Consider the following 23,662-nt stretch of genomic DNA (forward strand, 5'->3'; position numbering starts at 1 on the left):
GCGTGAGCTCCCTGTGACACCCGGTGGAGTCCCGACGCAGTAAGGGGAAGGACGGGGTCCGTACCGGTCGGCGCCCTGGCGTCGAGGGAGACATTCATGAGCCTGGTGGAGCAGATCGCGCAGGCCGACGAACGCGGGCTGGCTGCCAGTGGGTTGGCTTGTTTGGATCGGTGCCTGCCGTTGCTCGGCGCCGACGACGAGCTGCTGCGGCCCCTGTGGGCGAGCCTCGCCGACGGCTCCGACTGGGCCGCGAGCCTGGAGCGGGCCCGGCACGGCGTCGACGCCGCCGAACCGGCCGGGAACGAGGCCGAGCGGCTGGCGCGGCGGATGCTGGAAGGGGCTCCGGCCGTGCGCACCGCCGCGGCGGTACGGCCCTGGGCCGACGCCTGCTCGGTTGCCTCGCTGCGGATCCACCGGCTGCTGGACCCCTCCGCCGGCGACACCCCGGCCGCCCAGGGCCTCGACTCCGGGCGCGCGGGAGACACGGAGGACCTGCCGCCGCTGGTCGCCGCGGAGCTGCGCCGCCAGCGCACCGTCCTGGACCTCCTCGCCGAGCACGGCACCCACGGACTGCGCGGCGCCCTGGACGTCTCGGTGGAGGGGCGCCGGGTGCTGCGGGCGGTGGTGTCGAGGCGGGCGCGCAGTGCTCCGTAAAGGCGCCGGGGAGGTACGCGGGCGGGCGGTCCTGTGATCGGCCTGCGGCGGACCTGGGGTGGACCTGGGGTGGTCCTGAAACGGTTGGCGAATCGATCCAGAACACGGTGACGCTTCGCCCGTCCGGGTCGCTCTTCCCTATGTGACAGCCCAGGACGTGACAGCACAGCAGGAGACCCGGCCGCATGCCGCGGCGAAGCCGGTGCGGTGGGCGGCCGACACCGTGGCGATGGCGCGCGAGGGAGCCCGGGTGCGGCTCGACTACTCGGCGCAGAGCCTGTGGCGGGTGGACCGCATGATCGACGAGATCCGCCGCGAGAGCCCGCCGTACGCCGCCGTCGAGAGCGCGCTGCGCGGCTTCGGCGCCTACGCCGGCGAGGTGATCGTCCGCCAGACGGGCGCCGAGTGGTGGGCGACCGGCGGAGAGCACTGGGTGCGCACCCCCGACGGCCGGATCTGGGACCCCGTCGACGAGGCCCGCCGCGCCTACGGCGGCCACGGCTCCCTGCGTCTGCTGTGCCGCGACGCGAGCACCGTCCGGTGACGTTCGCACGACGTGCGGGAGGCCCCGGCACTGTGACGTTTCTGTGAGCTCCGGCGCTGATCTGGCTGGGAGAACGCGCGAGGCGGGAGCGCACCGCATCGCACCGCGCACATTCGCTGGGTACGGACGAGGACGGTTCTTGGGTCACGGAGGGGAACGCCGGCGCCGGCAGGCGCACGACGCCGAGCTGGGCGAGGCCGTCGCACGTGCCCAGGCGGGGGACGAGTCCGCCTTCGCGGTCGCGTACCGCATCGTCCAGCCCGGGCTGCTCGGCTATCTGCGCGGCCTGGTCGCCGACGACGCGGAGGACGTGGCCTCCGACGCCTGGCTGGAGATCGCCCGGGACCTGCGCCGGTTCAAGGGCGACGGCGCCGGGTTCCGCGGCTGGAGCGCCACCATCGCCCGGCACCGGGCCCTGGACCATCTGCGCCGACAGCGGGTACGGCCCCGGGCGACCGCGCTCGAACAGGACGTACTGGACCTGCCCGGGCCGCACAGCACCCACGACCAGGCGCTGGAGTCCCTGTCCACCGAGCGCGCCCTCGAACTGGTCCGGGCACTGCCCCCCGATCAGGCGGAGGCGGTGCTGCTGCGCGTCGTCGTCGGACTGGACGGACCGGCCGCCGCACGGGTCCTCGGCAAGCGGCCCGGCGCCGTGCGCACGGCCGCGCACCGGGGCCTGAAACGTCTCGCCCGCCAGCTGGGTGTGACGGATGAGGGCGCCGGCACGCTGGGGGAGTCGACATGAACCACGGCGGACCGGCACCCGCGACCGCGCGGATGAACGCCGGCGGCCACGGGCCGTATGGAACAAGGCCGGGCCGGGACGCCGCGTGCGCCCCGTGCGACGTGCGGCGTGCGACCGGCCAGGCGGATGGCATGCGTGCAGCAGTTGTGGCGGACAGATCGGACAGGGACGGGAACTGACATGGGTGAACGGCACAGCGGCGGCGGACTGCCCGGCCGTCGGCACGTACACCCCGGCGCGGACGCCGCCCCCGGATCCCGGTCCACCGCCGATGTCCCCGGCGCCGGCCTCGCCGCGCTGGAGGCGAGCCTCGCGGACGCCCTGCGCACCGGTCCCGTCGACCCCGACGGCGAGCAGCACGCGATGAGCGCGTTCCGCGCGGCACGGGACGCCGGCCCGCACCGGGCGCGGACCCGGCGCCGGGACGACTGGCGGCCCCGGCAGCCGTGGCGTGCGCGGCTGTCGGTGAAGGCCACGCTCTCGGTGTTCGCCGCGAGCCTCACGCTGGGCGGCGTCGCCGTGGCGGCGATCGGCGCGGTCGGCTCCTCGTCGGGCGGCGACCACGGCGCCGGGCACCCCGCGCACCCGGTGACGAGCGTCCCGGGGCGGGCCGGTGCCGGCGCGTCCGCCGGGTCGTCCGCCGTCCCCGGCACGCACCCGGACCGCCCGGACACCGCCAAGGACACCCTGGCGCACTGCCGCGCGTACGAGCAGGTCGAGGGTGAGGGCAAGGCGCTCGACGCCACGGCCTGGCAGCGGCTGCTGACGGCCGCGGGCGGCAGGGACCACGTCGCGGCCTACTGCGCCCAGCAGCAGAAGACCGGCAACAGGGGCAAATCCGGTAAATCCGCCGATAAGTCCCAAAGTTCTGCCGTCAAGGGCAGAAGTGGTAAATCCGGCCGTTCTGCTGCGAGTTCGAAGCCGTCCCACAAGAAGAAGTAGCGGCTCGGGAGAAGGAACAGCGGTCCGCCGGGGCAACGGCCGGGGCCGCCACCCCCCACAGGAGAGGCCCCGGCCGTCGCGCGGACGGGCCGCGCGCGGCCCGTACTTCCTACAGCGCCATGCGCGCGTTTTCTGTCACACCCCGATCCCGCGGATGCTCACCCTGCGCACTCCCGCACCCGGTCACGAGTTAGTTGCATCGTCTACAGACTCGTCGACGGACATGGACGAGGACCGCTTTGACGCCGTAACGTGCCTTTCGCGCCGGACCAGGAAACAGGCGTAAAGGGAGTCACGTGCTGGGGGACGACGCGGAGCTGACCGCCGCGGTGCGTGCGGCACAGGACGGGGACGAGACCGCATTTCGTACGGTGTACCGCGCCGTGCAACCGCGGCTGCTCGGTTACGTCCGCACGCTGGTCGGGGATCCGGACGCCGAAGACGTCGCGTCGGAAGCCTGGTTGCAGATCGCCCGCGACCTGGACCGGTTCAGCGGAGACGCCGACAGGTTCCGCGGCTGGGCCGCCCGGATCGCCCGCAACCGCGCTCTGGACCACATACGGATGCGCGGCCGGCGCCCCGCCATAGGCGGCGACGAGACGGAGCTGACCGGCCGGGCCGCCGAGTCCGACACGGCCGGCGAGGCCATCGAGGCGCTGGCCACCGACAGCACCCTCTCCCTCATCGCGCGTCTCCCGCAGGACCAGGCCGAGGCGGTCGTCCTGCGCGTGGTGGTCGGCCTCGACGCCAAGACCGCCGCCGAGACGCTCGGCAAACGCGCCGGCGCCGTACGCACCGCGGCGCACCGAGGCCTGAAGCGGCTCGCGGAGCTGCTCGGCCAGGATCCGGAATCGGCGGGCGCCCTCGACGCGCTCCCATCCCAGCGAGAACCGCGCCGCGGCGCGGTGTCGTCCGCAACTGTGACGCATACGCGTACGCGGACGCAGAAGGACATGTGATGGCCGACGAGCACGACAAGTGGCTGAACCGTGAGACGGCGGAACGTCTGCTGCGCGGTGAGTCGCTGGAAGTCGTCGACGCTCGCGCACGTGACCAGGCCGAACGACTTTCCCGCGCGCTCGGCGCGCTGTCCGCGCAGGGCGCTGCCGCCACCGGTGAACTCCCCGGCGAACAGGCCGCCCTGGCCGCGTTCCGCAAGGCTCGCGAGGCCGCCGAGGCCGAGCGGACCGCCGCCGCCCTCGCCGAGGACGCCTCCGGCGAGCGCTTCGGCACGCCCGCTCCGCCCTCCGACGCCGGTCTGATCCGCATCGGCGCCCCGGCCCGCCCGGCCCCCACGGCCCGTACCGGAATCCCGGGCGGCCGTCCCCGCCGCCCCCGTTGGGCCCGCCCGGCGCGCCTGGCGCTCGCCGCGGGAGTGAGCGCGGGCATGCTCGGCGGGGTCGCCATGGCCGTCGGGAGCGGGGTGCTGCCCACGTTCGGGACCGAGCGGCCCGCCCCCGCCACCTCCGTCTCGGCCGACCAGAGCTCCGCCTCACCGCTCGCCTCGGTCTCGCCGTCCGCCCCTGTGAGCCCGGGTCCGGGTGTGCCGAGCGGCGCGGGCGCGAGCCCGGGTGCCACCCCGGGCGCGAGCACCGGACCGCGTCCCGGCGGACCTGCGGGCGCCCCGAGCGGGGTTCCGGGCGGCGGTTGGCAGGACGTCGCCGGGGCCTGCCGGGCCATCCGCGACGGCAAGGCGCCGGACTCCGGCCGGATGCGCACGCTGGAGAACCTGGCGGGCGGGTCCTCGCACATCGACCGCTTCTGCAAGGTGGTCCTGGGCGCCTTCGACTCCGCGTCCGGCGGCAACGGCGACGGCCAGGGAAAGCCCCTGGGCAAGGGCCAGGGGAACGGCGGCGGCCAGGGCAAGGGCGGTGACGACCAGGGGCAGGGTGACGGCGGCGGTCACCCGGGAGGCGGCGACCACGGCGGCGACGGCCCCGGTCACGGCGGCGGTCACGGCCAGGGCGGCAACGGCGGCAGCGGCGGCGACCAGGGCAACGGCGGCGGGCCCCACGGCGACTCCGCACCGTCAAGCTCCTGACCTGCGCGTTTGTGACCGACGAAATTTTTTCGGCGCGGGGTGTGACGTTTCCGGAGCCTGCGACGCAGTACAGAGTGAGCCGACTGGTCATCGGCCGTCGCACTGAGCCGGGGTTCCCCCCGTACCCACGGCTCGTGCACCTGGCGCGGGCGGGACACGTTCCCCCGGTCCCGCCCGCGCCCTATCTCCTTCGTCATCTCCTTCGCTCCGTCGCCGACGGGTGCGTCACCAGTGGACGACGACCCTGTCGCCCACCCGCACCTGCGCGAACAGCTCCTGGATCGCCGCCCCGTCGCGGATGTTCACGCAGCCGTGCGAGCCGCCCGCGTAGCCGCGCGCCGCGAAGTCGTAGGAGTAGTGCACCGCCTGCCCGCCGCTGAAGAACATCGCGTACGGCATCGGCGAGTGGTAGAGCGTGGAGGTCCAGGTCCGCGCCTTCCAGTACACGTGGAAGACGCCCTCGCGGGTCGGTGAGTACTGCGCGCCGAAGCGCACCGACATGGCCGACACCGTCCGCCCGTCGACCATCCAGCGCAGCGTCCGGGTCGTCTTGTCGATGCACAGCACGCGCCCGGTCAGACAGCGCGGGTCGGGCGGGCCGGCCGGCTGACCGCCCATCAGGTACAGCTCCCACTCGCCGGGCGGGTGCGTCATCGCCACCAGCCGCTGCCAGGTGACGGTGTCCGTCCGCCCGGTCCGGGGCAGCCCGCGCCTGCCCTGGAACCCCTCGACGGCGCGCTCGGTCAGATCGTCGTACGACCCCGTCGGCCCGTCGAACAGCCAGTCCAGCTGGCGCAGCCGGGCCTGGAGCTCCCGTACCCCGGGCCCGCTGTCGCCCGGCGACCACAGTGCCGGGGAGGGCGGTGCGGCGGTCGGGGCCGGGGCCGTCCGGGCGGTGCGGGGAACGCCGCCAGGCGGCAGTCCGACGCGCACCGGCGGGACGGGTTTGCCGTCGGCGCCGGTCATCGGCTGCACGGTGCAGCCGACGAGGGCGGTGAGGGCGGCGAGAGCGACGGAGGAGATGCGTACGGCGGCGAACGGGCCCCTGATGCCCCTGATCCTCATGCCGGGGATGCTTCCCCGCGTGACCGCCGCCGAACTACGGGGCATGGTGAGAGGGGACGAAACGTACGGCGGGCGGAGGTGTTCATGGCAGCTGAGCCGGAGGCACGCGAGTCGGAGTCGGGGCTGCCCATCGAGCCGGTCTACGGGCCGGCCGACCTCACCGGCTGGGACCCGGCGCGGCAGTTGGGCGAGCCGGGCGGGTATCCGTTCACGCGCGGGGTCTACCCGAGCATGTACACCGGCCGCCCCTGGACGATGCGCCAGTACGCCGGCTTCGGCACGGCCGCCGAGTCCAACGCCCGCTACCGGCAGCTGATCGCGCACGGCACCACCGGCCTGTCCGTCGCCTTCGACCTGCCCACCCAGATGGGCCACGACTCCGACGCGCCCCTCGCGCACGGCGAGGTGGGCAAGGTCGGCGTGGCCGTCGACTCGGTCGAGGACATGCGGGTGCTGTTCGACGGCATCCCGCTGGACCAGGTCTCGACGTCGATGACGATCAACGCCCCGGCGGCCCTGCTGCTGCTCCTGTACCAGTTGGTGGCGGAGGAGCAGGGCGTCCCGGCGGACCGGCTGACCGGCACGATCCAGAACGACGTGCTGAAGGAGTACATCGCGCGCGGGACGTACATCTTCCCGCCGAAGCCGTCCCTGCGGCTCACGGCGGACATCTTCAGGTACTGCGCCGCCGAGATCCCCCGGTGGAACACGATCTCGATCTCCGGCTACCACATGGCCGAGGCGGGCGCCTCACCCGTGCAGGAGATCGCGTTCACGCTCGCCGACGGCATCGAGTACGTCCGTACGGCGGTGGCGGCGGGCATGGACGTGGACGCGTTCGCGCCCCGGCTGTCGTTCTTCTTCGTGGCCCGTACGACGCTGCTGGAGGAGATCGCCAAGTTCCGTGCGGCGCGCAGGATCTGGGCGCGGGTGATGAGGGACGAGTTCGGCGCGCGCAACCCCAGGTCGCTGATGCTGCGCTTCCACACCCAGACCGCCGGGGTCCAGCTGACCGCGCAGCAGCCGGAGGTGAACCTCGTCCGGGTCGCCGTCCAGGCCCTCGGCGCGGTGCTCGGCGGCACGCAGTCGCTGCACACCAACTCCTTCGACGAGGCGATCGCGCTGCCGACGGACAAGAGCGCCCGGCTGGCGCTGCGCACCCAGCAGGTGCTGGCCTACGAGACGGACGTGACGGCGACGGTGGATCCGTTCGCCGGGTCGTACGCGGTGGAGCGGATGACGGACGACGTCGAGGCGGCGGCCCTCGCCCTGATGCGCCGGGTCGCGGATCTCGGCGGGGCGGTCGCCGCCATCGAGCAGGGCTTCCAGAAGGCCGAGATCGAGCGGAACGCGTACCGCATCGCCCAGGAGACCGACTCCGGCGAGCGGGTGGTCGTGGGCGTCAACCGCTTCCGGCTGGACGAGGAGGAGCCGTACGCGCCGCTGCGGGTCGACCCGGCGATCGAGGCCCGGCAGGCGGAGCGGCTGAAGCGGCTGCGGGCGCGGCGCGACCGGCGGGCGGTGGAGCCGGCGCTGGCCGCGCTGAAGAAGGCGGCCGGGGGCGAGGACAACGTGCTGTATCCGATGCGGGATGCGCTGCGGGCCAGGGCGACGGTCGGGGAGGTGTGCGACGCGCTGCGGGAGGTGTGGGGGAGGTACGAACCCCATGACGTCTTCTGAGCGGCCGGGCAGGGGGTGTTGTCAGACCTGCGTGCGACACTCATTCGCATGTTCGGCGTCATCGATCTCCCCACCTACCTGGCAGGCCTCGCCCTGATCGTGCTGCTGCCCGGTCCCAACTCGCTGTACGTGCTGTCCGTCGCCGCCCGCCGCGGCGTGCGGGCCGGATACACCGCCGCCGCGGGCGTGTTCTGCGGGGACACCGTGCTGATGACGCTGTCCGCGGCCGGTGTCGCCTCCCTGCTGAAGGCCGACGCCGTGCTGTTCGGGATCGTGAAGTACGCGGGCGCCGCGTATCTGACCTGGATGGCGACAGGGATGCTGCGGTCCGCCTGGCAGCTGTGGCGGACGCGGCGGGAGCAGGACGTGGCGCAGGCGGAGCCCGAGCGGGCCGCCGAGGAGCGGCCCTTCAGGCGGGCCCTCGTCGTGAGCCTCTTCAACCCCAAGGCGATCCTGTTCTTCGTCGCCTTCTTCGTGCAGTTCGTCGACCCGGGCTACGCCTACCCGGCCCTCTCCTTCGCCATCCTCGGCGCCTTCGGACAGCTGGCCAGCTTCCTGTACCTGAGCACGCTGATATTCGGCGGCACCCGGCTCGCCGCCGCGTTCCGGCGCCGCAAGCGGCTGTCGGCCACGGCCACGTCGGCGGCCGGCGCGCTGTTCCTCGGCTTCGCCGTGAAGCTGTCGCTGGCGAGCTCGTAGCCCTCGTAGCTCCCAGGGGACCGGCGCTCCTCAGCGGCCGACCCTGGAGAGATAGGCCGCGAGCCCGTCCGTGGTCCCGCCCGCCCAGCCCACGTAGCCGTCCGGGCGGACCAGGAAGACACCCGGGCCGTACGACTCCGGGGCCGCCGGGAGCGAGCGCACCCCGGGGGCCGTGCCGTCGGGCGCGCCCAGCAGCGTCCAGTGCGGCCCCCGGAACGCGTCGAAGAGGCGTACACCGCCCGCCGTGCCGTCGGGCGCGCGGTCGCCGGCCCGCACCCCGGCCGGGTTCGCGCGGGTCTCCTCGGTGAGGCTCGACTCCCGGTAGCCCAGGCCGAGTTGGACCGTCTCGCGCCCGCGTCGCACCTCGCCCCGGTGCACCCCGGTCGACAGGTCCAGCATGGCCGCCGCGTTCGCCCGGCGCTCCTCCTCATAGGTGTCGAGGAGGGCGTCCGGGGCGCCGTCCCGTAGCACCGCGCCCAGTTTCCAGCCCAGGTTGTAGGCGTCCTGGACGCTGGTGTTCAGGCCCTGGCCGCCCGCCGGGGAGTGGACGTGGGCCGCGTCGCCCGCGAGCAGGACCCGGCCCACCCGGAAGCGGTCCGCCAGGGCGGCGCGCGGGCGGAAGTCGGACGCCCAGCGCAGCTCCGTCACGTCGGCGCGGTCCAGGTGCGTGTACGCGGCGACCAGCGTGCGGATGCCGTCCAGGGACAGGTCGGGGGCCGTGCCCTCGGGGAGGCGGGCCTGGAGCTGGAAGTCGTCCGTGCCGGCCAGCGGACACAGGCCCACGACGGTGCCGTCGTCCTTCGGGAACGTGTGCCAGTGCGCGCGGTCCAGGCCCCGTACCCGGACGTCCGCCACCATGAACGGCGCCGGGTCCACGCTCTCGCCGGCCATGCCGATCCCGAGCGCCCGCCTGATCACCGAGCGTCCGCCGTCGGCCGCGACGACGTACCGCGCGGTCAGCGCCGTACCGTCGGCGAGCTCCACGGCCGCCCCGTCCGTGTCCTGCACGACGCCGGTCACCTCGCACCCGAAGGCGACCCGGCCGCCCAGCTCCAGCAGGCGCGCGTACAGCACCTCCTGCGTGCGCCACTGCGCGACCATCAGCGGCTCGGTGTACGGCGCGCCCTCGTCCGGCTCGACCGTGTCGAACATCGGTTCCCCGCCCACGCGCTCGCCGTCCTTCCAGATCATCCGGTCCGGGTACGGTCCACCCGCCGCGCGGATCTGGGGCAGTACGCCCAGGTCGTCGAAGACCTCCTGGGTGCGGGGCTGGATCCCCTTGCCGCGCGAGCCGGGGAACAGGCCGTCGGCCCGCTCCACCACGAGCGCCTCCACGCCGCGCCGGGCCAGGTCGGCGCCGAGGGCGAGACCGGTCGGACCCGCGCCCACGATCAGAACGTCCATCGCGATACTCCTTCGTCTCCTTAACAGCGTTAAGTGCCGTCGCCCATGAGCGTGCCCTTAACGCTGTTAAGCTGTCAAGTGTGAGCCCCGAGAAACGCGCACCCCGCGCCCCCCTGGACCGGCGCCGCGTCGCCGACACCGCCCTGCGGCTGCTGAACGAGGCGGGACTGGACGGCCTGACCCTGCGCGCCATCGCCAACGAACTGGACGTCAAGGCGCCCGCCCTGTACTGGCACTTCAAGGACAAGCAGGCGCTGCTGGACGAGATGGCGACGGAGATGTACCGGCGGATGGTCGCCGCCGCGCCGCTCGATCCGGACGACAGCTGGCAGGAGCGGCTGCTGAAGACGGGCCGGGGGCTGCGCGGCGCGCTGCTCGGCTATCGCGACGGCGCCAAGGTCTACAGCGGCTCACGCTTCACGGGCACCGAGCACGCCCCCGCCCTGGAGGCGAACCTGCGGCTGCTGACGGACGCCGGGTTCACCCTCGCCCAGGCGGTCGACGCGGGCCGGACGGCGAACGCCTACGCGATCGGCTTCGTCACCGAGGAACAGGGCGTACGGCCCCTGCCGGGCGAGCGCCGGGAGGGGTACGACGTCGGGGAACGGGCCCGGCGGCTCGCGGACTTCCCGCTCGCGGCGGCGGCCGGCGAGCTGCTCTTCGACGACTACGACCGCCAGTTCGAGGAAGGACTGGCGGTCGTCGTCGCGGGGATCGGGGCGCGGTACGGAGTCAGCTGACCGCCCGCTCCGGGACACCGGTGCCCGCCGTCTTGAGGGCCCGCTTCAACCGGGGCCCGAACGGCTTCTCCACGAACCGGTGGATCAGCCACGCCAGCGCCAGCATGCCCAGCACGGTCACCACGAGCGTCGGCCACGGGCCGAGCCCCAGACCGCGGTGCAGCACCCGGATGACGAACCAGCCCAGGTGCTCGTGGACCAGGTAGAACGGGTACGTCAGCGCGCCCGCCGTGACCAGCCAGCGCCACCTGGCCCAGCTCGCCCAGCCGAGCGCCACGACGGCGACGGCCGCGAAGGCGATGGTGACGATCAGGATGACGACGTACGGATCGCGGTGCGGGTGGTGGCCCCACAGGCCGGTGGTGGCCTCCCGCTGGGCCAGCAGCCAGGACATCGCGACGATGCCCCACGAGAGCAGGTCGCTGCCGAAGCGGTGGATCAGGTACAGCGCCAGGCCGCCGATGAAGAAGGGGGCGTACTCGGGCATGATCACCTGGTTCAGCAGCTCGTTCCCGGAGCTGTGGCACAGCACCGCCGCCAGCGTCCACACACAGGCGAACAGCACCACCCGGCGCCGGGTCACCCCGCGCACCACGACGAGCAGCGCGAACAGCACGTAGAAGCGCAGTTCGACCCAGAGCGTCCAGCACACGCCGAGGACCCGCTTCGCGCCCATCGGCTGCTGGAGCATCGTCAGGTTGACCAGGAACTCGTCCAGCCGGACCGCGTGGACGACGACGGGCATGGCGAGCGACGCCCCGGTGACCAGCAACAGCGCCACCCAGTAGGCCGGGTACAGGCGCGACACGCGGGAGCGGAAGAAGTCGCCGAGCGTACGGCCCCAGCTGCTCATGCAGATCACGAAGCCGCTGATCACGAAGAAGAACTGCACCCCGAAGTTGCCGTAGACGGCCGCCCGGGACAGGGTCGGGAAGAGGTGCGCCGGGCTGCCGTGCCAGGACGCGGAGACCGTGCCGCCGCGTCCGGTGTAGTGGTAGAGGCAGACCATCAGCGCGGCCACGAGCCGCAGACCGTCCAGGGCCATGAGGCGGCTCGCGCGTCCGCCACCGGCGGCGGACGGTGCGGGGGCCGGGCGGGGTATCAACGGGCCGGGCGCGGCGGCGAGGCCCGGGGGTGACGGTGACGCTGCCATGGAGGTCATGTCCTTCCTGGATGGTCTTCACGGTTCTGCCGTCGCCGGGCCCGGCCGCTCGCGCGCCCCTGGCCCGCGGCCCGGTTCAGTTGCGTGCGCCCCGGCGCAGGCTGCGGGCCTTGCGGGCCACTCGGCGCACCGTGGCGTTGCGGGGGATGAACGCCAGTTGGGCCGGCACCCCGCCGGGCAGGGCCAGGGAGGTCAGCCGTCGGCGCTTGAAGTAGCGCAGGGTCCGCGGGTTCTGGTTCCGCGCCAGCCAGCCCTCGACCTCGGGCCGCAGCCTCGGCAGGATCTTCGGCTGCATCGCGAAGCCCACCGCCCGCACCAGCGCGCCGAGCTCCTCGACGTCCATGCCCCGGCGCTGCTCCTCGACGGCCGCCCTGTCGCCCAGTGCGGGCAGCAGCGCGTTCACGATGGTGACCGGGATCCGGTTGCTGTTCTCGTACGGCGTGACCTGCTCCAGCAGCAGCTCGGTGCCGATCCGGGCGACGGGCAGGCCGTAGAGCGCCTGGGCCGTGAGCAGGGCGGTGGAGAAACAGCCGACGACCAGCGCGGGACGCATCCGCTGGTACAGCACCTCGGCGAGGACCGGGGTGTCGAGCACGGTCAGCTCGACCTTCAGCTTCCGCGCCTCCTGCTCCAGCGAGCGGGTGAAGCCCGCCGGTGCGGACGGATGCGGCTTGAACACCACCTTGGTGTGCCCGAGCGCGGCCGCGCCCCGCAGCATCCGCATGTGCAGCTGGTCCTCCTGCTCTGCGGTGAGGATCTCCAGCGCAGAGAGGTACTGGCCGAGCAGCAGCGCCGGCTCCTCGACGTCCGGCAGTTCCGTGTCCTGGGGATTCACGGGCCCGAGATCGGCGAGCACCTTGGTGAAGGCGGCCGTCGGCACGATCTCGCCCTCGACGCCGAACTCGGTGAGCAGCAGCGGCTTCAGGCCGGGGACGAGGTCCAGGTGCAGCACCCGGTCCACCCGGGTGCCGACCAGCGGGTCGATCTTGTTGCGGGTGGGGCCGTAGCTCATCAGGCCGTCGGCGTAGACCGTCACGGGGGCGCCGGTGAAGATCTGGCCGAGCGCCAGCGACGGGTTGACCTGGATCGACTCGACGGCCAGCTCGACGTCGTCCTCGCCCAGCCGCCACTCGTGGCGCAGGAAGCGTTCCCACAGCGGCATGTCGTCCACCCGCGGAGCCCAGCCGCCCGGGTGGAACGGGAAGATCGTCTCGTTGTACGAGATCACCTCGTCGAAGCGGTCGCGCAGCTTCTCGAAGCCGGGTGCCTCGTCCAGGGCGGGCGTCGTCTCCGGGGTGGTGGAGTTGTTGCAGACCAGCAGGATCCGCCGGTCGGCCGGGCCGAAGCAGCCGGAGTCCAGGGCGGCGGCGAGCGTGGCCGTGCCGTACAGCGTCGACGCCTGGAAGATCTGGGTCGTCACGCGGCGGCCCCCGCGGGGGCGGGACGGCGGCGCAGCCGGCGCAGCTTGGACGCGCGCTGGAAGTCCATGGAGTCCAGCGCGTCCTCCAGCACGTCCTGCGGCATGCGCCGCAGGGCCGCGGCACTCATGGATTTCAGCTTTTTCGCCACCGCGGGCTCGAACCTTTCGATGGATCCCAGATGATGGGAAATGATGGCGCAATAGGTACGGACGGCCTTCGGCAGCAGTTCATCGGCCTGCGGATCCTCGGCGGTTTCCGCGACGACCTGGTCGAACGCGCGAATGAAATCCAGCTGCCGGACATCGCCGATCTGGGTGAGCGACGAGGCGACCCCGCGCCGGTAGAACACACCGAGCATGCTCACCGCGGCGAAGGATTCCGCCTCCCGGTGCAGCTTCCAGATCCACGGCCGGTCCTCGGCCGTGCGCAGCCCGTCGGTGAAGTGCAGCAGGCCCTTGTCCACGAGCCGCCGGTGGTAGATGCCGGCCCACGCGTACGCGTAGTCGACGGACGTCGAGCGGTCGGCGGGCAGGATCGCCTCGCGCGGGCTCATCACCACGCCCCGCCGGCCGACCGGCACCCGGTGCACCTGGCGCGAGCGCGCGGTGCACTGCACATGGTCGGTACGGAGGAAGTCGCAGCCCAACTCGTCCATGGCGGCGACCAGTTGGGGGAAGTAGCCGGGGGCGAGCCAGTCGTCGCCGTCCAGGAACGTCAGGTACTCACCGCGCGCCCGGTCGATCCCGGTGTTGCGCGCGGTCGCCAGCCCCCCGTTCTGCTCGTGCCGGACATGGACCGCCCCGGGCAGCTCGCGCTCCGCGCGCGCGAGAATGTCCGGTGTCCCGTCGCGGGAACAGTCGTCCACGAGAATGAACTCAAAGTCGTCCCGGGCATTCGCCTTCAGACTCCTGAGGGTGTCGGGAGCGTATTGCTGCACGTTGTAGAACGGCACGATGACGGAGAGCTTGACCACGTCAGGGACGTTAGGGGGAAGCCCGTGATTCGTCTTGACGCCTTGCTTGATGCTGGGTGAACGACGCGTGGCGAAGCTGTGAACCGGGCTTTTTTCCGGCGAGTTGACGGCCCGATTCGTCATTCGGCGATGTGCTGTTAACCGTTTGTTGCATTCGGGTTGGGCCGGACAACGGAATCGCTTCCTAGCGTCTTCGGCGTGCCAGCAAGAGCTACGAAGTCCCTGCGGGTCGCCGTCCTCGCCGATTCCGACACCCGGTGGAAGTGGGGCGCGCTCACCGCGCAGCGCCTCGCCCCCGCCGACTCCGAGATCCGGCTCGACGGCTACCTCCTGCGGGGGCGCGCCACCCCCACAGCCCGCCAGCTGGGGGAAGTGGGCGTCCGGGCGGACTCGCTCCGCGAGGTCACCGGCGTCGAGTTCCTGCGCGCCATGACCGACTCGACGGCCGGGGAGCCCTACGACCTCCTCGTCCTCGCACTGGTCGGCGGCGGCGTCCAGGCGATGCTGCACGGACTGCGGGGCGCCTGGGGCTCGGGCGAGCGCCCGGTGGTCGTCACCGGCTACGTCGGCGTCGTCTACGAGAAGCTCGCCGACGGCCTGCTGCTGCGGCACGGCGCCGACCTCGTCCTCGCCAACTCCCGGCACGACGCGGACCGGTTCCGGGCCGTGTACGAGGGCGTGGGCGCCGACGCCTCCGCGGTCACCGAGGTCGCGCTGCCCTTCCTCGGCGGGGCGCCGTACACCGGTGAACACGAGCCGTACACCGTGGTGTTCGCGGCCCAGCCGTCCGTCCCGGACAGCCGCAAGGACCGTACATACCTGCTGAACCGGCTCATCGAGCACGCCCGCAGGCACCCCGAGCGCGAGGTGCTGCTGAAGCTGCGCTCCAAGCCGGGTGAACACACCACCCACATCGAGGAGTTGCCGTACCAGAAGCTGGTCCGGGGCATGTCCGTGCCCGCCAACTTCCGGCTGGTGTACGGCCACATGGGCGAGGTGCTGGACCGCGCCGACCTGCTGGTCACCGTCAGCTCCACGGCCGCCCTGGAGGCCCTGCACCGGCGCGTCCCCACGGTCGTCCTCACCGACCTGGGCGTGCGCGAGGTGCTCGGCAACCACCACTTCACCGGCTCCGGGTGCCTCGCCTCCTGGGACCAGCTCGACGCCGGGCACCGGCCGGCGGCGGACGAGGAGTGGGTGGCCCGGCAGGGCGTCGGTGTCGACGGCTCGTACGAGACGGCCTTCGACACCGCGCGCGAGCGCATCGCCGGGCTGCTGGAGCGGCCCGGCGGGCTGCCCCCGCTGAACCCCTACTACACACCCGAGACGGCGCCCGGATACCTGCCCGGCATCCTCGCCCGCCACCACCTCGGCCCCGACGGCGCCCCGTTGCCCGGCGCGCCCGCCGCCGACAAGGAACCCGGCCCGGTGCGCCAGATCGTGCGCCGCGCCGCGCGCGGGGCCTACCGCCACGGCGTGCAGCGCGTGGCCCCCGTGATCCGGCGGATGGGGGAGCTGTGACCTTCCAAGGAGACTCCATGTCCAACCCCGAGGCGGGACCGGGCGCGACGCTGCGCCGGGTGCTCGCGGTGATCCCCGCGCGCGGCGGCTCCAAGGGCGTGCCCGCCAAGAACCTGGCCCCCGTCGGCGGCGTGCCGCTGGTGGCGCGCGCGGTGCGCGAGTGCCGGGCGACCCGGCTGGTGACCGACGTCGTCGTGTCCACCGACGACCAGGCCATCGCGGCCGCCGCCCGGCAGGCCGGCGCCGAGGTCGTGCTGCGGCCCGCCGCCATCGCCGGGGACACGGCCACCTCCGAGGCCGCCGTCCTGCACGCCATGGACGCCCACGAGGCGCTGCACGGCGCGGCGGTCGACGCGGTCCTGCTCGTGCAGTGCACCAGCCCGTTCATCGTTCGCGAGGACATCGACGGGGTTGCGTCGGCCGTGATCGAAGGCGGCGCGGACACCGCGCTGACGGTCGCGCCGTTCCACGGGTTCGTCTGGCGCGACGCGGTCGACGAACTCGCCGCGCACGGTGAGCCGTCGGCCACCGCGCCGGTGGCCGAAGCGCGGGCGGCGACGGACGGCGCCACCGGCACGGCCTCGGTGGCCGCGGCGGCGGGCGGCAGCCACGCCGTTCCCGCGCCGGCCACCGGAGGCTACGGCGTCAACCACGACAAGTCCTTCCGCCCCCGCCGTCAGGACCGCCCCCAGGACTTCCTGGAGACCGGCGCCGCCTACGCGATGGACGCGGCCGGCTTCCGCAAGCACCAGTACCGCTTCTTCGGCCGTACGGAACTCGTCCGCACGGATCCCGCGCGCGTGCTGGAGATCGACGACCCGCACGACCTGGCCCGCGCCCGCGCGCTGGCCCCCCTCTTCGACGCGGACCGTCCCGGTTCGCTGCCGACCGCCGAGGACATCGACGCGGTCGTACTGGACTTCGACGGCACCCAGACCGACGACCGGGTGCTGATCGACTCCGACGGACGGGAGTTCGTCTCCGTGCACCGCGGCGACGGACTCGGCATCGCGGCCCTGCGCAAGAGCGGCCTGAAGATGCTGATCCTGTCCACGGAGCAGAACCCTGTGGTCGCCGCCCGCGCCCGGAAGCTGAAGCTCCCGGTGCTGCACGGCATCGACCGCAAGGACCTCGCGCTGAAGCAGTGGTGCGAGGAGCAGGGCATCGCGCCGGAGCGCGTGCTCTACGTCGGCAACGACGTCAACGACCTCCCGTGCTTCGCCCTCGTCGGCTGGCCCGTGGCGGTCGCGAGCGCCCACGACGTCGTACGCGGCGCCGCACGCGCGGTCACCACCCTCCCCGGCGGTGACGGCGCGATCCGAGAGATCGCCAGCTGGATCCTCGGCCCCTCTCTCGATTCCCTCCCCAAGTAAGGACATCTCCTGCCATGAGCACCAACTCCCGTCTGCGTTCGTTCGGTTCGCGCGAGGTCGGCCCCGGCAAGCCCGTCTACATCTGCGGCGAGATCGGCATCAACCACAACGGTGAGCTGGAGAACGCCTTCAAGCTGATCGACGTGGCCGCCGAGGCCGGCTGCGACGCCGTGAAGTTCCAGAAGCGCACCCCGGAGATCTGCACCCCGCGCGACCAGTGGGACATCGAGCGCGACACCCCCTGGGGCCGGATGACCTACATCGACTACCGCCACCGCGTGGAGTTCGGCGAGGACGAGTACCGCCAGATCGACGAGTACTGCAAGGAGAAGGGGATCGCCTGGTTCGCCTCCCCGTGGGACACCGAGGCCGTCGCCTTCCTGGAGAAGTTCGACGTCCCCGCCCACAAGGTGGCCTCCGCCTCCCTGACGGACGACGAGCTGCTGAAGGCCCTGCGCGCCACCGGCCGCGCCGTCATCCTCTCCACCGGCATGTCGACCCCGAAGCAGATCCGCCACGCGGTCGAGGTCCTGGGCAGCGACAACATCCTGATGTGCCACGCCACTTCGACCTACCCGGCGAAGGCCGAGGAGCTGAACCTCCGCGTGATCAACACGCTGGAGAAGGAGTTCCCGAACGTCCCGATCGGCTACTCCGGCCACGAGACGGGCCTGCAGACCACGCTGGCCGCCGTCGCCCTCGGCGCCACCTTCGTCGAGCGCCACATCACCCTCGACCGCGCCATGTGGGGCTCCGACCAGGCCGCCTCCGTCGAGCCGCAGGGCCTCACCCGCCTCGTCCGCGACATCCGCACCATCGAGGCCTCCCTCGGCGACGGCGTCAAGAAGGTCTACGACTCCGAGCTGGGCCCGATGAAGAAGCTGCGCCGCGTCACCGGTGTCGTCGCGGAGGCGGAGATCGCCGCGGCGGCGGGCGAGCCGGTCACGGTCTGACCCCCCGGCCCCGGCCTGTTGAGCCCCTTACGTGTCCTACGACGGGACGGTCGTACGCCGATGAGCCCCCGCGCCGGTCAGCCCGGCCAACCTCCCCGCACGCTCGCCTTCGTGGAGAGCCCGGTCCAGCTGCTGAACGTACTGGAGTGGGCACACCTGCACGGACTGCAGGGCCCGGCCCCGGACCCGCTGCCGTCCGTGCCCGCGCAGGTGCGGCGGACGATGGCCGGTGACCCCTCACGGGCCGGCGCGGAACTCACCCTCGTCGTGCTGTCGCCGACCGACCCGATGACCCGGGGCCAGCTGCGCCGCATGGCGGACCTGGCCCGGGACGAGGGGCACACGGTGCGCTGGGAGGAGGCGCGCGGCGGTCCGGCCGCGCCCTTCTCGACGATCGGCGGCCTGGCGGGCGCGCTCCGCCGGGCCGACCGGATCGTGATGGGAGACCCGTTCTCCCGCTACGTCCAACTGCTGCTGACGATCACCAAGGCCCTCGACCTGGTCGTGGTGGACGACGGCACGGCCACGATGGAGTTCGTGGCCCAGCTCGCCCGCGGCGAACGCCTGGTCCGCTGGCACCGCAAGGGCGGCCGCCCCGGCCCGCGCGACCTGCTCTTCGCCCCGGTCTCCGCCTCGGCCCGCCGCCGGCTCACGCCGAGCGCGAAGCGCCGGGTGGAGGTCTTCTCCTCGATGCCGGTGACGGAGACGCCCGAGGGCGTGACGGTCACGGCCAACGACTTCTCGTGGACCCGCGCCCGCTTCGGCCCGCCGCGCATCACCAAGAGCGCGGACATGGTCGGCACGTCACTGGTGGAGACGGGCGTGGTGGACGCCGACCACTACGTGGAAGCGGTCCGCACCCTCTCCAGGACCCACGGCGCGACGCGCTACTTCGCCCACCGCCGCGAGAGCACGGACAAACTCCACCGCCTGGCGACCGAGACGGGCCTGGAGATCGTCCGCCCGGACCTCCCCCTCGAACTGATCGCCCGCCGCGGCCCGATCGGCCGTACGATCCTCAGCTTCCCCTCGACGGTCGTCCACACCCTGCCGCTCGCGCTGGTGGGCACGGGCGTGAAGGTGGCCGTCTTCGACATCGACCCGACCTGGCTGACGGAGACCGCGTCCCCCCGCGCCCAGGGCTTCCTGTCGGGCGTCACGGGAACGGCCAAAGACGTGCACCGGCTGCAGACGGTGGCGTTCTCCGTCTGAAGAAGTCAGTCGCGCGAGGCCAGGTCCAGGGTCCACCAGGCGCCGTCGGGGCCGTCCGTCCTGCCGACGCCGCCGTCGGTGTAGCGGCAGGTGAGAAGGATGGCGCGGTGCGGCGGGCTGGCCATCCACGCGGTGACGGCCGCGCCCGCGTCGGCGGGGCCGACCTCGATGGTCTCGCCGGTGGCGACGGGGCGGTAGCCGGCGGTCCGCATCCGGTTCTCGGGGGCGCTGCCGTCCGTACCGGTGTGGGTGAGGTGCCGGTGTGCGGCCATGTCCGAGCTGTGTGCCTGGGCGGCCCGGTCGAGCGAGGTGCGCAGCCGTACCGCTGCGCAACCCTCCTCGGAACGGCGCCTGTTGACCTCGGACACCACGGCGTTCGAGGCCGGTGCCGAGGGCGGCGCGCGCCACTGCCCGGCGACCGGCACCGTCCACCCGGGTGAGGGGAACGCGGGTGGCCCCGGCGTCGGTGGCCCGGCCCAGGCGGTCGGCGAGCAGGACAGGAACGCGGTCAGGAGCACGGCCGTCGGCCGGGGTGCGGCCCGCGAGAGAACGCCCACTGTGCAGCCCCTCTTTCGGAGGTGGTGACTCAGGGTGATTCTCGCGACGCCGTGCGTTCGTCACCAGACGGCGCCAGGAGCACGTACCGCCGGTAACCGGCGCGATCACCGGCGGCCGCCTCGTGCGCGGCGGCGTCCGCCCACGCCTCCACGACGATCGCCCGGCCACGAGGATCCCGGCCGGCCGCTCGGCATCGTGTACGACACTGCACGCGAGGAAGGTTCGGGCCGGGCCGGGGGGAGGGGGCGCGTCCGGGGTTCAGTCGGCCTTTCTCGCCAGCACGAACGCCCGCGCCCGGCGCTCCTCCCCGGACGGCTCCCGCCGTACCGTCGCGACCAGCTCCAGCCCGGCCCCCGCCAGCAGCGCCGCGACCTGCTCCGGCGTGCGCCAGTAGTAGTCGAGGTCGATCTCGTGGCCGAAGCGCTCCGGGAGGTGGAGGTGGCCGGGCTCGTCGGCGGCCTGGAAGGCGAGCAGGGCGTGGGCGCCGGTGCGCAGGGTGCGCCGGAATTCGGCGAAGGCGGCCGGCAGGTGGTCGTCGGGGACGTGGATCGTGGAGTAGAGGGCGAGGATGCCGCCCAGCGTGGCGTCCGGGAGGTCCAGGGCGGTCATCGAACCCACATGGAAGCGCAGGCCGGGGTGAGTTTCGCGGGCCAGGGCCACCATGGCGGGGGAGAGGTCCACGCCGAAGACCGGGATCCCGAGGGAGTGCAGGAGCGCGGTGACCCCGCCGGGGCCGCTGCCCAGGTCGGCGACCGGGTCCGGGCCGTTCGCCGTGACCAGTTCGGCGAAGGCCGTGATCAGGGTGCGGTCCAGCGGGTGCGTGAGCCCGGTCGGGTACCGGGCCGCGTACTCCTTGGCGATCGTGTCGTACGAGGTCCGGGTGGGATGGAGGAACGTCTCCGTCGCGTCGGTCACGCGTCCGGACCCTATCGGGAGGGGGCGCGGCCCCGGTCCGGTTCCTGGACACGTCGAGCAGGACTGTAGTGAGGCATGGTATCCGTGGAAGGAGAAACAGTGGTTTTACCCGTCAGAGTCCGCCGCCATGCGTCCGCTGGTCAGATTTTCTCCCCTAACGGGCTGAACTTTTGTTGATCGAGGGGCAGTTGACCACCCGGGCGTCCTACCCTTCAGAGGGTGAAGCAATTGATGTCCCTAGAGTCCGAGGCCGGCCTCGCGGGGGATGTGCTCCCCGGCGCGCTGAGCGAAGCCCTGCACGCCGAACTCGTCGCCTTCCGCCGCGACTTGCACATGCACCCCGAGCTGGGCAACCAGGAGTTCCGTACGACGGCCGCGATCAAGGAGCGGCTGGAGCAGGCAGGGCTCAAGCCCCGCGTGCTCGGCAAGGGAACGGGACTCGTGTGCGACATCGGGCTCACCGAGGGTGAGCGGACGGCGGTACCGCTGCTCGCCCTGCGCGCGGACATCGACGCCCTGCCCATCCCGGACACCAAGGCCGACTGTCCCTACCGGTCCACCGTGCCCGACCGGGCGCACGCCTGTGGGCACGACGTGCACACCACCATCGTGCTCGGGACCGGGCTCGTCCTCGCGGACCTGCACGGCAAGGGCCTGCTGCCCCGACCCGTGCGGCTGATCTTCCAGGCTGCCGAGGAGGTGATGCCCGGCGGCGCCCTGGACGCGATCAAGGACGGCGTGCTGGCGGGCGTGGGCCGGATCCTCGCCGTGCACTGCGACCCGCGCGTCGACGCCGGGCGGGTCGGGCTGCGGCACGGGCCGATCACCAGCGCCTGCGACCGGCTGGACATCGCGCTCGACGGCCCCGGCGGGCACACCGCCCGGCCGCATCTGACCACCGACCTGGTCACCGCCGCCGCCCGCGTCGCCCTCGACGTGCCCGCGCTGATCGCCCGCCGGGTCGACACCCGGGTCGGGCTGGCGCTGACCTGGGGCCGGATCGAGTCGGGGCACGCGCCGAACGTCATCCCGCAGCACGCCGAGCTGTCCGGCACCGTGCGCTGCCTGGACCTGGAGGCCTGGCGGCAGGCGCCCGACATCATCCACGCGGCCATCGACGAGGTCGCCACCCTGCACCGCGCCAAGTCCGAGATCACCTATGTGCGCGGGGTGCCGCCGGTCGTGAACGACAAGGAGTCCGCCGACCTGCTGCGCCGGGCGATGTCCGCGCGCCGGGGCCGGGAGTCCGTGGAGTCCACCGAGCAGAGCCTCGGCGGCGAGGACTTCTCCTGGTACCTGGAGCACGTCCCGGGCGCCATGGCCCGGCTCGGGGTCCGGCGCCCCGGCGAGCGCACGGTCCGCGACCTGCACCAGGGCGATTTCGACGCCGACGAGCACGCGATCACGGTCGGCGTGGAGATGTTCACGGCAGCGGCCTTCCTGGACGCGAACGGCACCGAGGTCTGAGTCAGGGGCGGGAGGAATGAGGAAGAAGGGGCCGCTTCGGGGCTCCTTCTTACTTGTTCTTACTTATTCGACCGACCGGCGCAACATCTCCGTAAGCCATTCGTGTACGCACCGCGACACCTCCGATCAAGGGCGAAGAGGGTGAGTTCAGACGCTGTTTGCCTCGAATCGATAACGGCTTCGAGAGGGGGTTTTTTGCGACATCTACGCGCGTTACGATGCCGCGAAGCCGACGCCGACGGGGCGTCCCGGCTGGAGCACCGGCAAGGTGCTCCCATCAAGCGCCGACACGGCGCTCAGGTCAGGTGAAGGAGCCTCCCGTGCGCCGGGTAGCCAAGCTTTCCGCTGCGTGTCTCGCGACCGCGGCACTCGCCGTGACTGCCACCGCGTGTGGCAGCACCTCCTCCGACAACAACGCCAGCTCCTCCTCCTCGGGCGGTGCCAAGGGCGGTATCAAGATCGGTCTCGCCTACGACGTCGGCGGCCGCGGTGACCGCTCGTTCAACGACTCCGCCGCGCGCGGCGCCGACAAGGCCGAGAAGGAGTTCGGCGGTTCCATCAAGGAACTGACCGCGAAGACCTCGGACACCGAGGCCGACCGCGAGCAGCGCCTGCAGGACCTGGCGGACGCGGGCTACAACCCGATCGTCGCCGTCGGCTTCTCCTACGCCTCCGCCGTGACCAAGATCGCCCCTAAGTACCCGAAGACCAACTTCGGCATCGTCGACTCGGTCGTGACCGGCACGAACGTCAACAGCATCACGTTCACCGAGGAGCAGGGCTCCTACCTGGCCGGTGTCGCCGCCGCGCTGAAGACCAAGAAGGACCACGTCGGCTTTGTCGGCGGTGTCGACAACCCGCTGATCAAGAAGTTCGAGGCGGGCTACACCCAGGGCGTGCACGACACCAACCCGAAGGTGAAGGTCGACGTCCAGTACCTGTCCCACGGCCAGGACTACTCCGGCTTCTCCAGCCCCGACAAGGGCCAGCAGGCCGCGCAGGGCATGCTCGACAACGGCGCCGACGTCATCTACACGGCCGCCGGCTCCTCCGGCAACGGCGCGATCGAGGCCGTGCACGGCGCCAAGGGTGCCTGGGCCATCGGTGTGGACTCCGACCAGTACAACATCCCGGGTCTCGCCCAGTACAAGAGCGCGATCCTGACCTCGATGGTCAAGAACGTCGACGTCGGTGTGTACGACTTCATCAAGTCGGTCAAGGACGGCAAGCCGCTGACCGGCAACAACGTCTACTCGCTCGCCAAGGGCGGCGTCTCGCTCGCCACGAGCGGCGGCTTCATCGCCGACATCCAGCCCAAGCTGGACGCCGCGAAGCAGAAGATCGTCGACGGCCAGATCAAGGTCAAGACCACCCCGTGACCTGACGGATCCGGCCGGTTCCCGCCGAGGGACCCGGCCGGTTCGCCGGACCCGGCTCGGTGAGGGAGTGTCGTCCCCACGACCCCTCGCCGAGCCATAACAATGTGTCAACTCTACGCGTGTAGCGTCGAGTTGCCGCGCTAGCGTCGCCGACGCCTGCCCTCCCCTACGCAGCCCCTTTCCCCGAGGAGAGTGCGCCATCAACGCGTCC

General features: G+C 72.5%; 22 protein-coding genes. 15 read left to right on the forward strand and 7 right to left on the reverse strand.

What is annotated here, in order from left to right; translation table 11 throughout:
• Nucleotides 1-96: 96 nt before the first annotated feature.
• From ACZ4MF_RS28085 to ACZ4MF_RS28110, 6 genes are all read left to right on the forward strand, one after another.
• Nucleotides 97-654, forward strand: coding sequence for a hypothetical protein (locus ACZ4MF_RS28085; protein ID WP_467494662.1), 558 nt, complete (start codon nt 97-99; stop codon nt 652-654).
• A gap of 157 nt (nt 655-811) precedes the next feature.
• Nucleotides 812-1,198, forward strand: coding sequence for a hypothetical protein (locus ACZ4MF_RS28090; protein WP_467494663.1), 387 nt, complete (start codon nt 812-814; stop codon nt 1,196-1,198).
• 139 nt (nt 1,199-1,337) lie between these two features.
• Nucleotides 1,338-1,946: an RNA polymerase sigma factor gene (locus ACZ4MF_RS28095; RefSeq protein WP_467494664.1), complete on the forward strand. Its 609-nt coding sequence runs from the start codon at nt 1,338-1,340 to the stop codon at nt 1,944-1,946.
• A gap of 180 nt (nt 1,947-2,126) precedes the next feature.
• A complete protein-coding gene (locus tag ACZ4MF_RS28100) occupies nt 2,127-2,888 on the forward strand; it encodes a hypothetical protein (protein WP_467494665.1) in 762 nt (253 codons plus the stop codon).
• Nucleotides 2,889-3,184: 296 nt separating this feature from the next.
• On the forward strand, nt 3,185-3,847 hold the full coding sequence (locus ACZ4MF_RS28105; RefSeq protein WP_467494666.1) for an RNA polymerase sigma factor: 663 nt from the start codon (nt 3,185-3,187) through the stop codon (nt 3,845-3,847).
• Complete coding sequence (locus ACZ4MF_RS28110; protein WP_467494667.1) at nt 3,847-4,929, forward strand: hypothetical protein; 1,083 nt, start codon at nt 3,847-3,849, stop codon at nt 4,927-4,929. Before ACZ4MF_RS28105 ends, ACZ4MF_RS28110 begins: the two co-directional genes overlap by 1 nt.
• 225 nt (nt 4,930-5,154) lie before the next feature.
• Here the strand turns inward: ACZ4MF_RS28110 and ACZ4MF_RS28115 are convergent, their stop codons facing one another.
• Nucleotides 5,155-5,994 (reverse strand): L,D-transpeptidase family protein, encoded by an 840-nt coding sequence (locus ACZ4MF_RS28115; RefSeq protein WP_467494668.1) that lies wholly within the window; start codon nt 5,992-5,994, stop codon nt 5,155-5,157.
• An 84-nt stretch (nt 5,995-6,078) separates the two neighbouring features.
• Between ACZ4MF_RS28115 and ACZ4MF_RS28120 the strand changes: the two genes are divergently transcribed.
• Together ACZ4MF_RS28120 and leuE are read left to right on the forward strand one after the other, a co-directional pair.
• Complete coding sequence (locus ACZ4MF_RS28120) at nt 6,079-7,674, forward strand: acyl-CoA mutase large subunit family protein (RefSeq protein WP_467494669.1); 1,596 nt, start codon at nt 6,079-6,081, stop codon at nt 7,672-7,674.
• A gap of 48 nt (nt 7,675-7,722) precedes the next feature.
• Nucleotides 7,723-8,373 (forward strand): leucine efflux protein LeuE, encoded by a 651-nt coding sequence (gene leuE / locus ACZ4MF_RS28125; RefSeq protein ID WP_467494670.1) that lies wholly within the window; start codon nt 7,723-7,725, stop codon nt 8,371-8,373.
• Between the two features lie 30 nt (nt 8,374-8,403).
• On the opposite strand, the gene ACZ4MF_RS28130 is transcribed toward leuE, so the two are convergent.
• Complete coding sequence (locus tag ACZ4MF_RS28130; protein ID WP_467494734.1) at nt 8,404-9,783, reverse strand: FAD-dependent monooxygenase; 1,380 nt, start codon at nt 9,781-9,783, stop codon at nt 8,404-8,406.
• A 74-nt stretch (nt 9,784-9,857) separates the two neighbouring features.
• Here ACZ4MF_RS28130 and ACZ4MF_RS28135 point away from each other — a divergent pair, with 74 nt between their 5' ends.
• Complete coding sequence (locus ACZ4MF_RS28135; protein ID WP_467494671.1) at nt 9,858-10,517, forward strand: TetR/AcrR family transcriptional regulator C-terminal domain-containing protein; 660 nt, start codon at nt 9,858-9,860, stop codon at nt 10,515-10,517.
• On the opposite strand, the gene ACZ4MF_RS28140 is transcribed toward ACZ4MF_RS28135, so the two are convergent.
• The 3 genes from ACZ4MF_RS28140 to ACZ4MF_RS28150 all read right to left on the reverse strand — a co-directional run bounded on the left by ACZ4MF_RS28140 (nt 10,510) and on the right by ACZ4MF_RS28150 (nt 14,073).
• Nucleotides 10,510-11,670, reverse strand: coding sequence for an acyltransferase family protein (locus ACZ4MF_RS28140; RefSeq protein WP_467494672.1), 1,161 nt, complete (start codon nt 11,668-11,670; stop codon nt 10,510-10,512). The genes ACZ4MF_RS28135 and ACZ4MF_RS28140 overlap by 8 nt on opposite strands.
• A gap of 85 nt (nt 11,671-11,755) precedes the next feature.
• Nucleotides 11,756-13,099, reverse strand: a complete 1,344-nt coding sequence (locus ACZ4MF_RS28145; RefSeq protein ID WP_467494673.1) for a polysialyltransferase family glycosyltransferase — start codon at nt 13,097-13,099, stop codon at nt 11,756-11,758.
• Nucleotides 13,096-14,073, reverse strand: coding sequence for a glycosyltransferase family 2 protein (locus tag ACZ4MF_RS28150; RefSeq protein WP_467494735.1), 978 nt, complete (start codon nt 14,071-14,073; stop codon nt 13,096-13,098). The genes ACZ4MF_RS28145 and ACZ4MF_RS28150 overlap by 4 nt, the downstream gene beginning before the upstream one ends.
• Before the next feature lie 198 nt (nt 14,074-14,271).
• On the opposite strand from ACZ4MF_RS28150, the gene ACZ4MF_RS28155 reads away from it, so the two are divergent.
• The 4 genes from ACZ4MF_RS28155 to ACZ4MF_RS28170 are packed head-to-tail and all read left to right on the forward strand — an operon-like array spanning nt 14,272 to nt 19,132.
• Nucleotides 14,272-15,594, forward strand: coding sequence for a DUF6716 putative glycosyltransferase (locus tag ACZ4MF_RS28155; protein WP_467494674.1), 1,323 nt, complete (start codon nt 14,272-14,274; stop codon nt 15,592-15,594).
• A gap of 17 nt (nt 15,595-15,611) precedes the next feature.
• Complete coding sequence (locus tag ACZ4MF_RS28160) at nt 15,612-16,967, forward strand: cytidylyltransferase domain-containing protein (protein WP_467494675.1); 1,356 nt, start codon at nt 15,612-15,614, stop codon at nt 16,965-16,967.
• A 14-nt stretch (nt 16,968-16,981) separates the two neighbouring features.
• On the forward strand, nt 16,982-17,920 hold the full coding sequence (locus ACZ4MF_RS28165) for an N-acetylneuraminate synthase family protein (RefSeq protein ID WP_358651741.1): 939 nt from the start codon (nt 16,982-16,984) through the stop codon (nt 17,918-17,920).
• 60 nt (nt 17,921-17,980) lie between these two features.
• The gene (locus ACZ4MF_RS28170; protein WP_467494676.1) at nt 17,981-19,132 is read left to right on the forward strand and encodes a hypothetical protein; all 1,152 of its coding nucleotides are present in this window, start codon (nt 17,981-17,983) and stop codon (nt 19,130-19,132) included.
• A 5-nt stretch (nt 19,133-19,137) separates the two neighbouring features.
• Here the strand turns inward: ACZ4MF_RS28170 and ACZ4MF_RS28175 are convergent, their stop codons facing one another.
• Nucleotides 19,138-19,689, reverse strand: coding sequence for a CAP domain-containing protein (locus tag ACZ4MF_RS28175; protein WP_467494677.1), 552 nt, complete (start codon nt 19,687-19,689; stop codon nt 19,138-19,140).
• 259 nt (nt 19,690-19,948) lie between these two features.
• Nucleotides 19,949-20,605, reverse strand: coding sequence for a class I SAM-dependent DNA methyltransferase (locus ACZ4MF_RS28180; RefSeq protein ID WP_467494678.1), 657 nt, complete (start codon nt 20,603-20,605; stop codon nt 19,949-19,951).
• Between the two features lie 231 nt (nt 20,606-20,836).
• Between ACZ4MF_RS28180 and ACZ4MF_RS28185 the strand changes: the two genes are divergently transcribed.
• Together ACZ4MF_RS28185 and ACZ4MF_RS28190 are read left to right on the forward strand one after the other, a co-directional pair.
• Entirely contained in the window at nt 20,837-22,072 is a 1,236-nt protein-coding gene (locus ACZ4MF_RS28185) for an amidohydrolase (RefSeq protein WP_467494679.1), read from the forward strand.
• Nucleotides 22,073-22,392: 320 nt separating this feature from the next.
• The gene (locus tag ACZ4MF_RS28190; protein ID WP_467494680.1) at nt 22,393-23,451 is read left to right on the forward strand and encodes a BMP family lipoprotein; all 1,059 of its coding nucleotides are present in this window, start codon (nt 22,393-22,395) and stop codon (nt 23,449-23,451) included.
• Nucleotides 23,452-23,662 lie beyond the last annotated feature (211 nt).

This window comes from Streptomyces sp. NPDC025793 (assembly GCF_055558375.1).

Excerpts from the sequence above, each read along its gene's own strand:
- ACZ4MF_RS28085 (WP_467494662.1), top strand. The coding sequence starts at position 97 with ATGAGCCTGGTGGAGCAGATCGCGCAGGCCGACGAACGCGGGCTGGCT.
- ACZ4MF_RS28100 (WP_467494665.1), top strand. The coding sequence starts at position 2,127 with ATGGGTGAACGGCACAGCGGCGGCGGACTGCCCGGCCGTCGGCACGTA.
- ACZ4MF_RS28110 (WP_467494667.1), top strand. The coding sequence starts at position 3,847 with ATGGCCGACGAGCACGACAAGTGGCTGAACCGTGAGACGGCGGAACGT.
- ACZ4MF_RS28115 (WP_467494668.1), bottom strand. The coding sequence starts at position 5,994 with ATGAGGATCAGGGGCATCAGGGGCCCGTTCGCCGCCGTACGCATCTCC.
- ACZ4MF_RS28120 (WP_467494669.1), top strand. The coding sequence starts at position 6,079 with ATGGCAGCTGAGCCGGAGGCACGCGAGTCGGAGTCGGGGCTGCCCATC.
- leuE (WP_467494670.1), top strand. The coding sequence starts at position 7,723 with ATGTTCGGCGTCATCGATCTCCCCACCTACCTGGCAGGCCTCGCCCTG.
- ACZ4MF_RS28140 (WP_467494672.1), bottom strand. The coding sequence starts at position 11,670 with ATGGCAGCGTCACCGTCACCCCCGGGCCTCGCCGCCGCGCCCGGCCCG.
- ACZ4MF_RS28160 (WP_467494675.1), top strand. The coding sequence starts at position 15,612 with ATGTCCAACCCCGAGGCGGGACCGGGCGCGACGCTGCGCCGGGTGCTC.
- ACZ4MF_RS28165 (WP_358651741.1), top strand. The coding sequence starts at position 16,982 with ATGAGCACCAACTCCCGTCTGCGTTCGTTCGGTTCGCGCGAGGTCGGC.
- ACZ4MF_RS28170 (WP_467494676.1), top strand. The coding sequence starts at position 17,981 with ATGAGCCCCCGCGCCGGTCAGCCCGGCCAACCTCCCCGCACGCTCGCC.
- ACZ4MF_RS28185 (WP_467494679.1), top strand. The coding sequence starts at position 20,837 with ATGTCCCTAGAGTCCGAGGCCGGCCTCGCGGGGGATGTGCTCCCCGGC.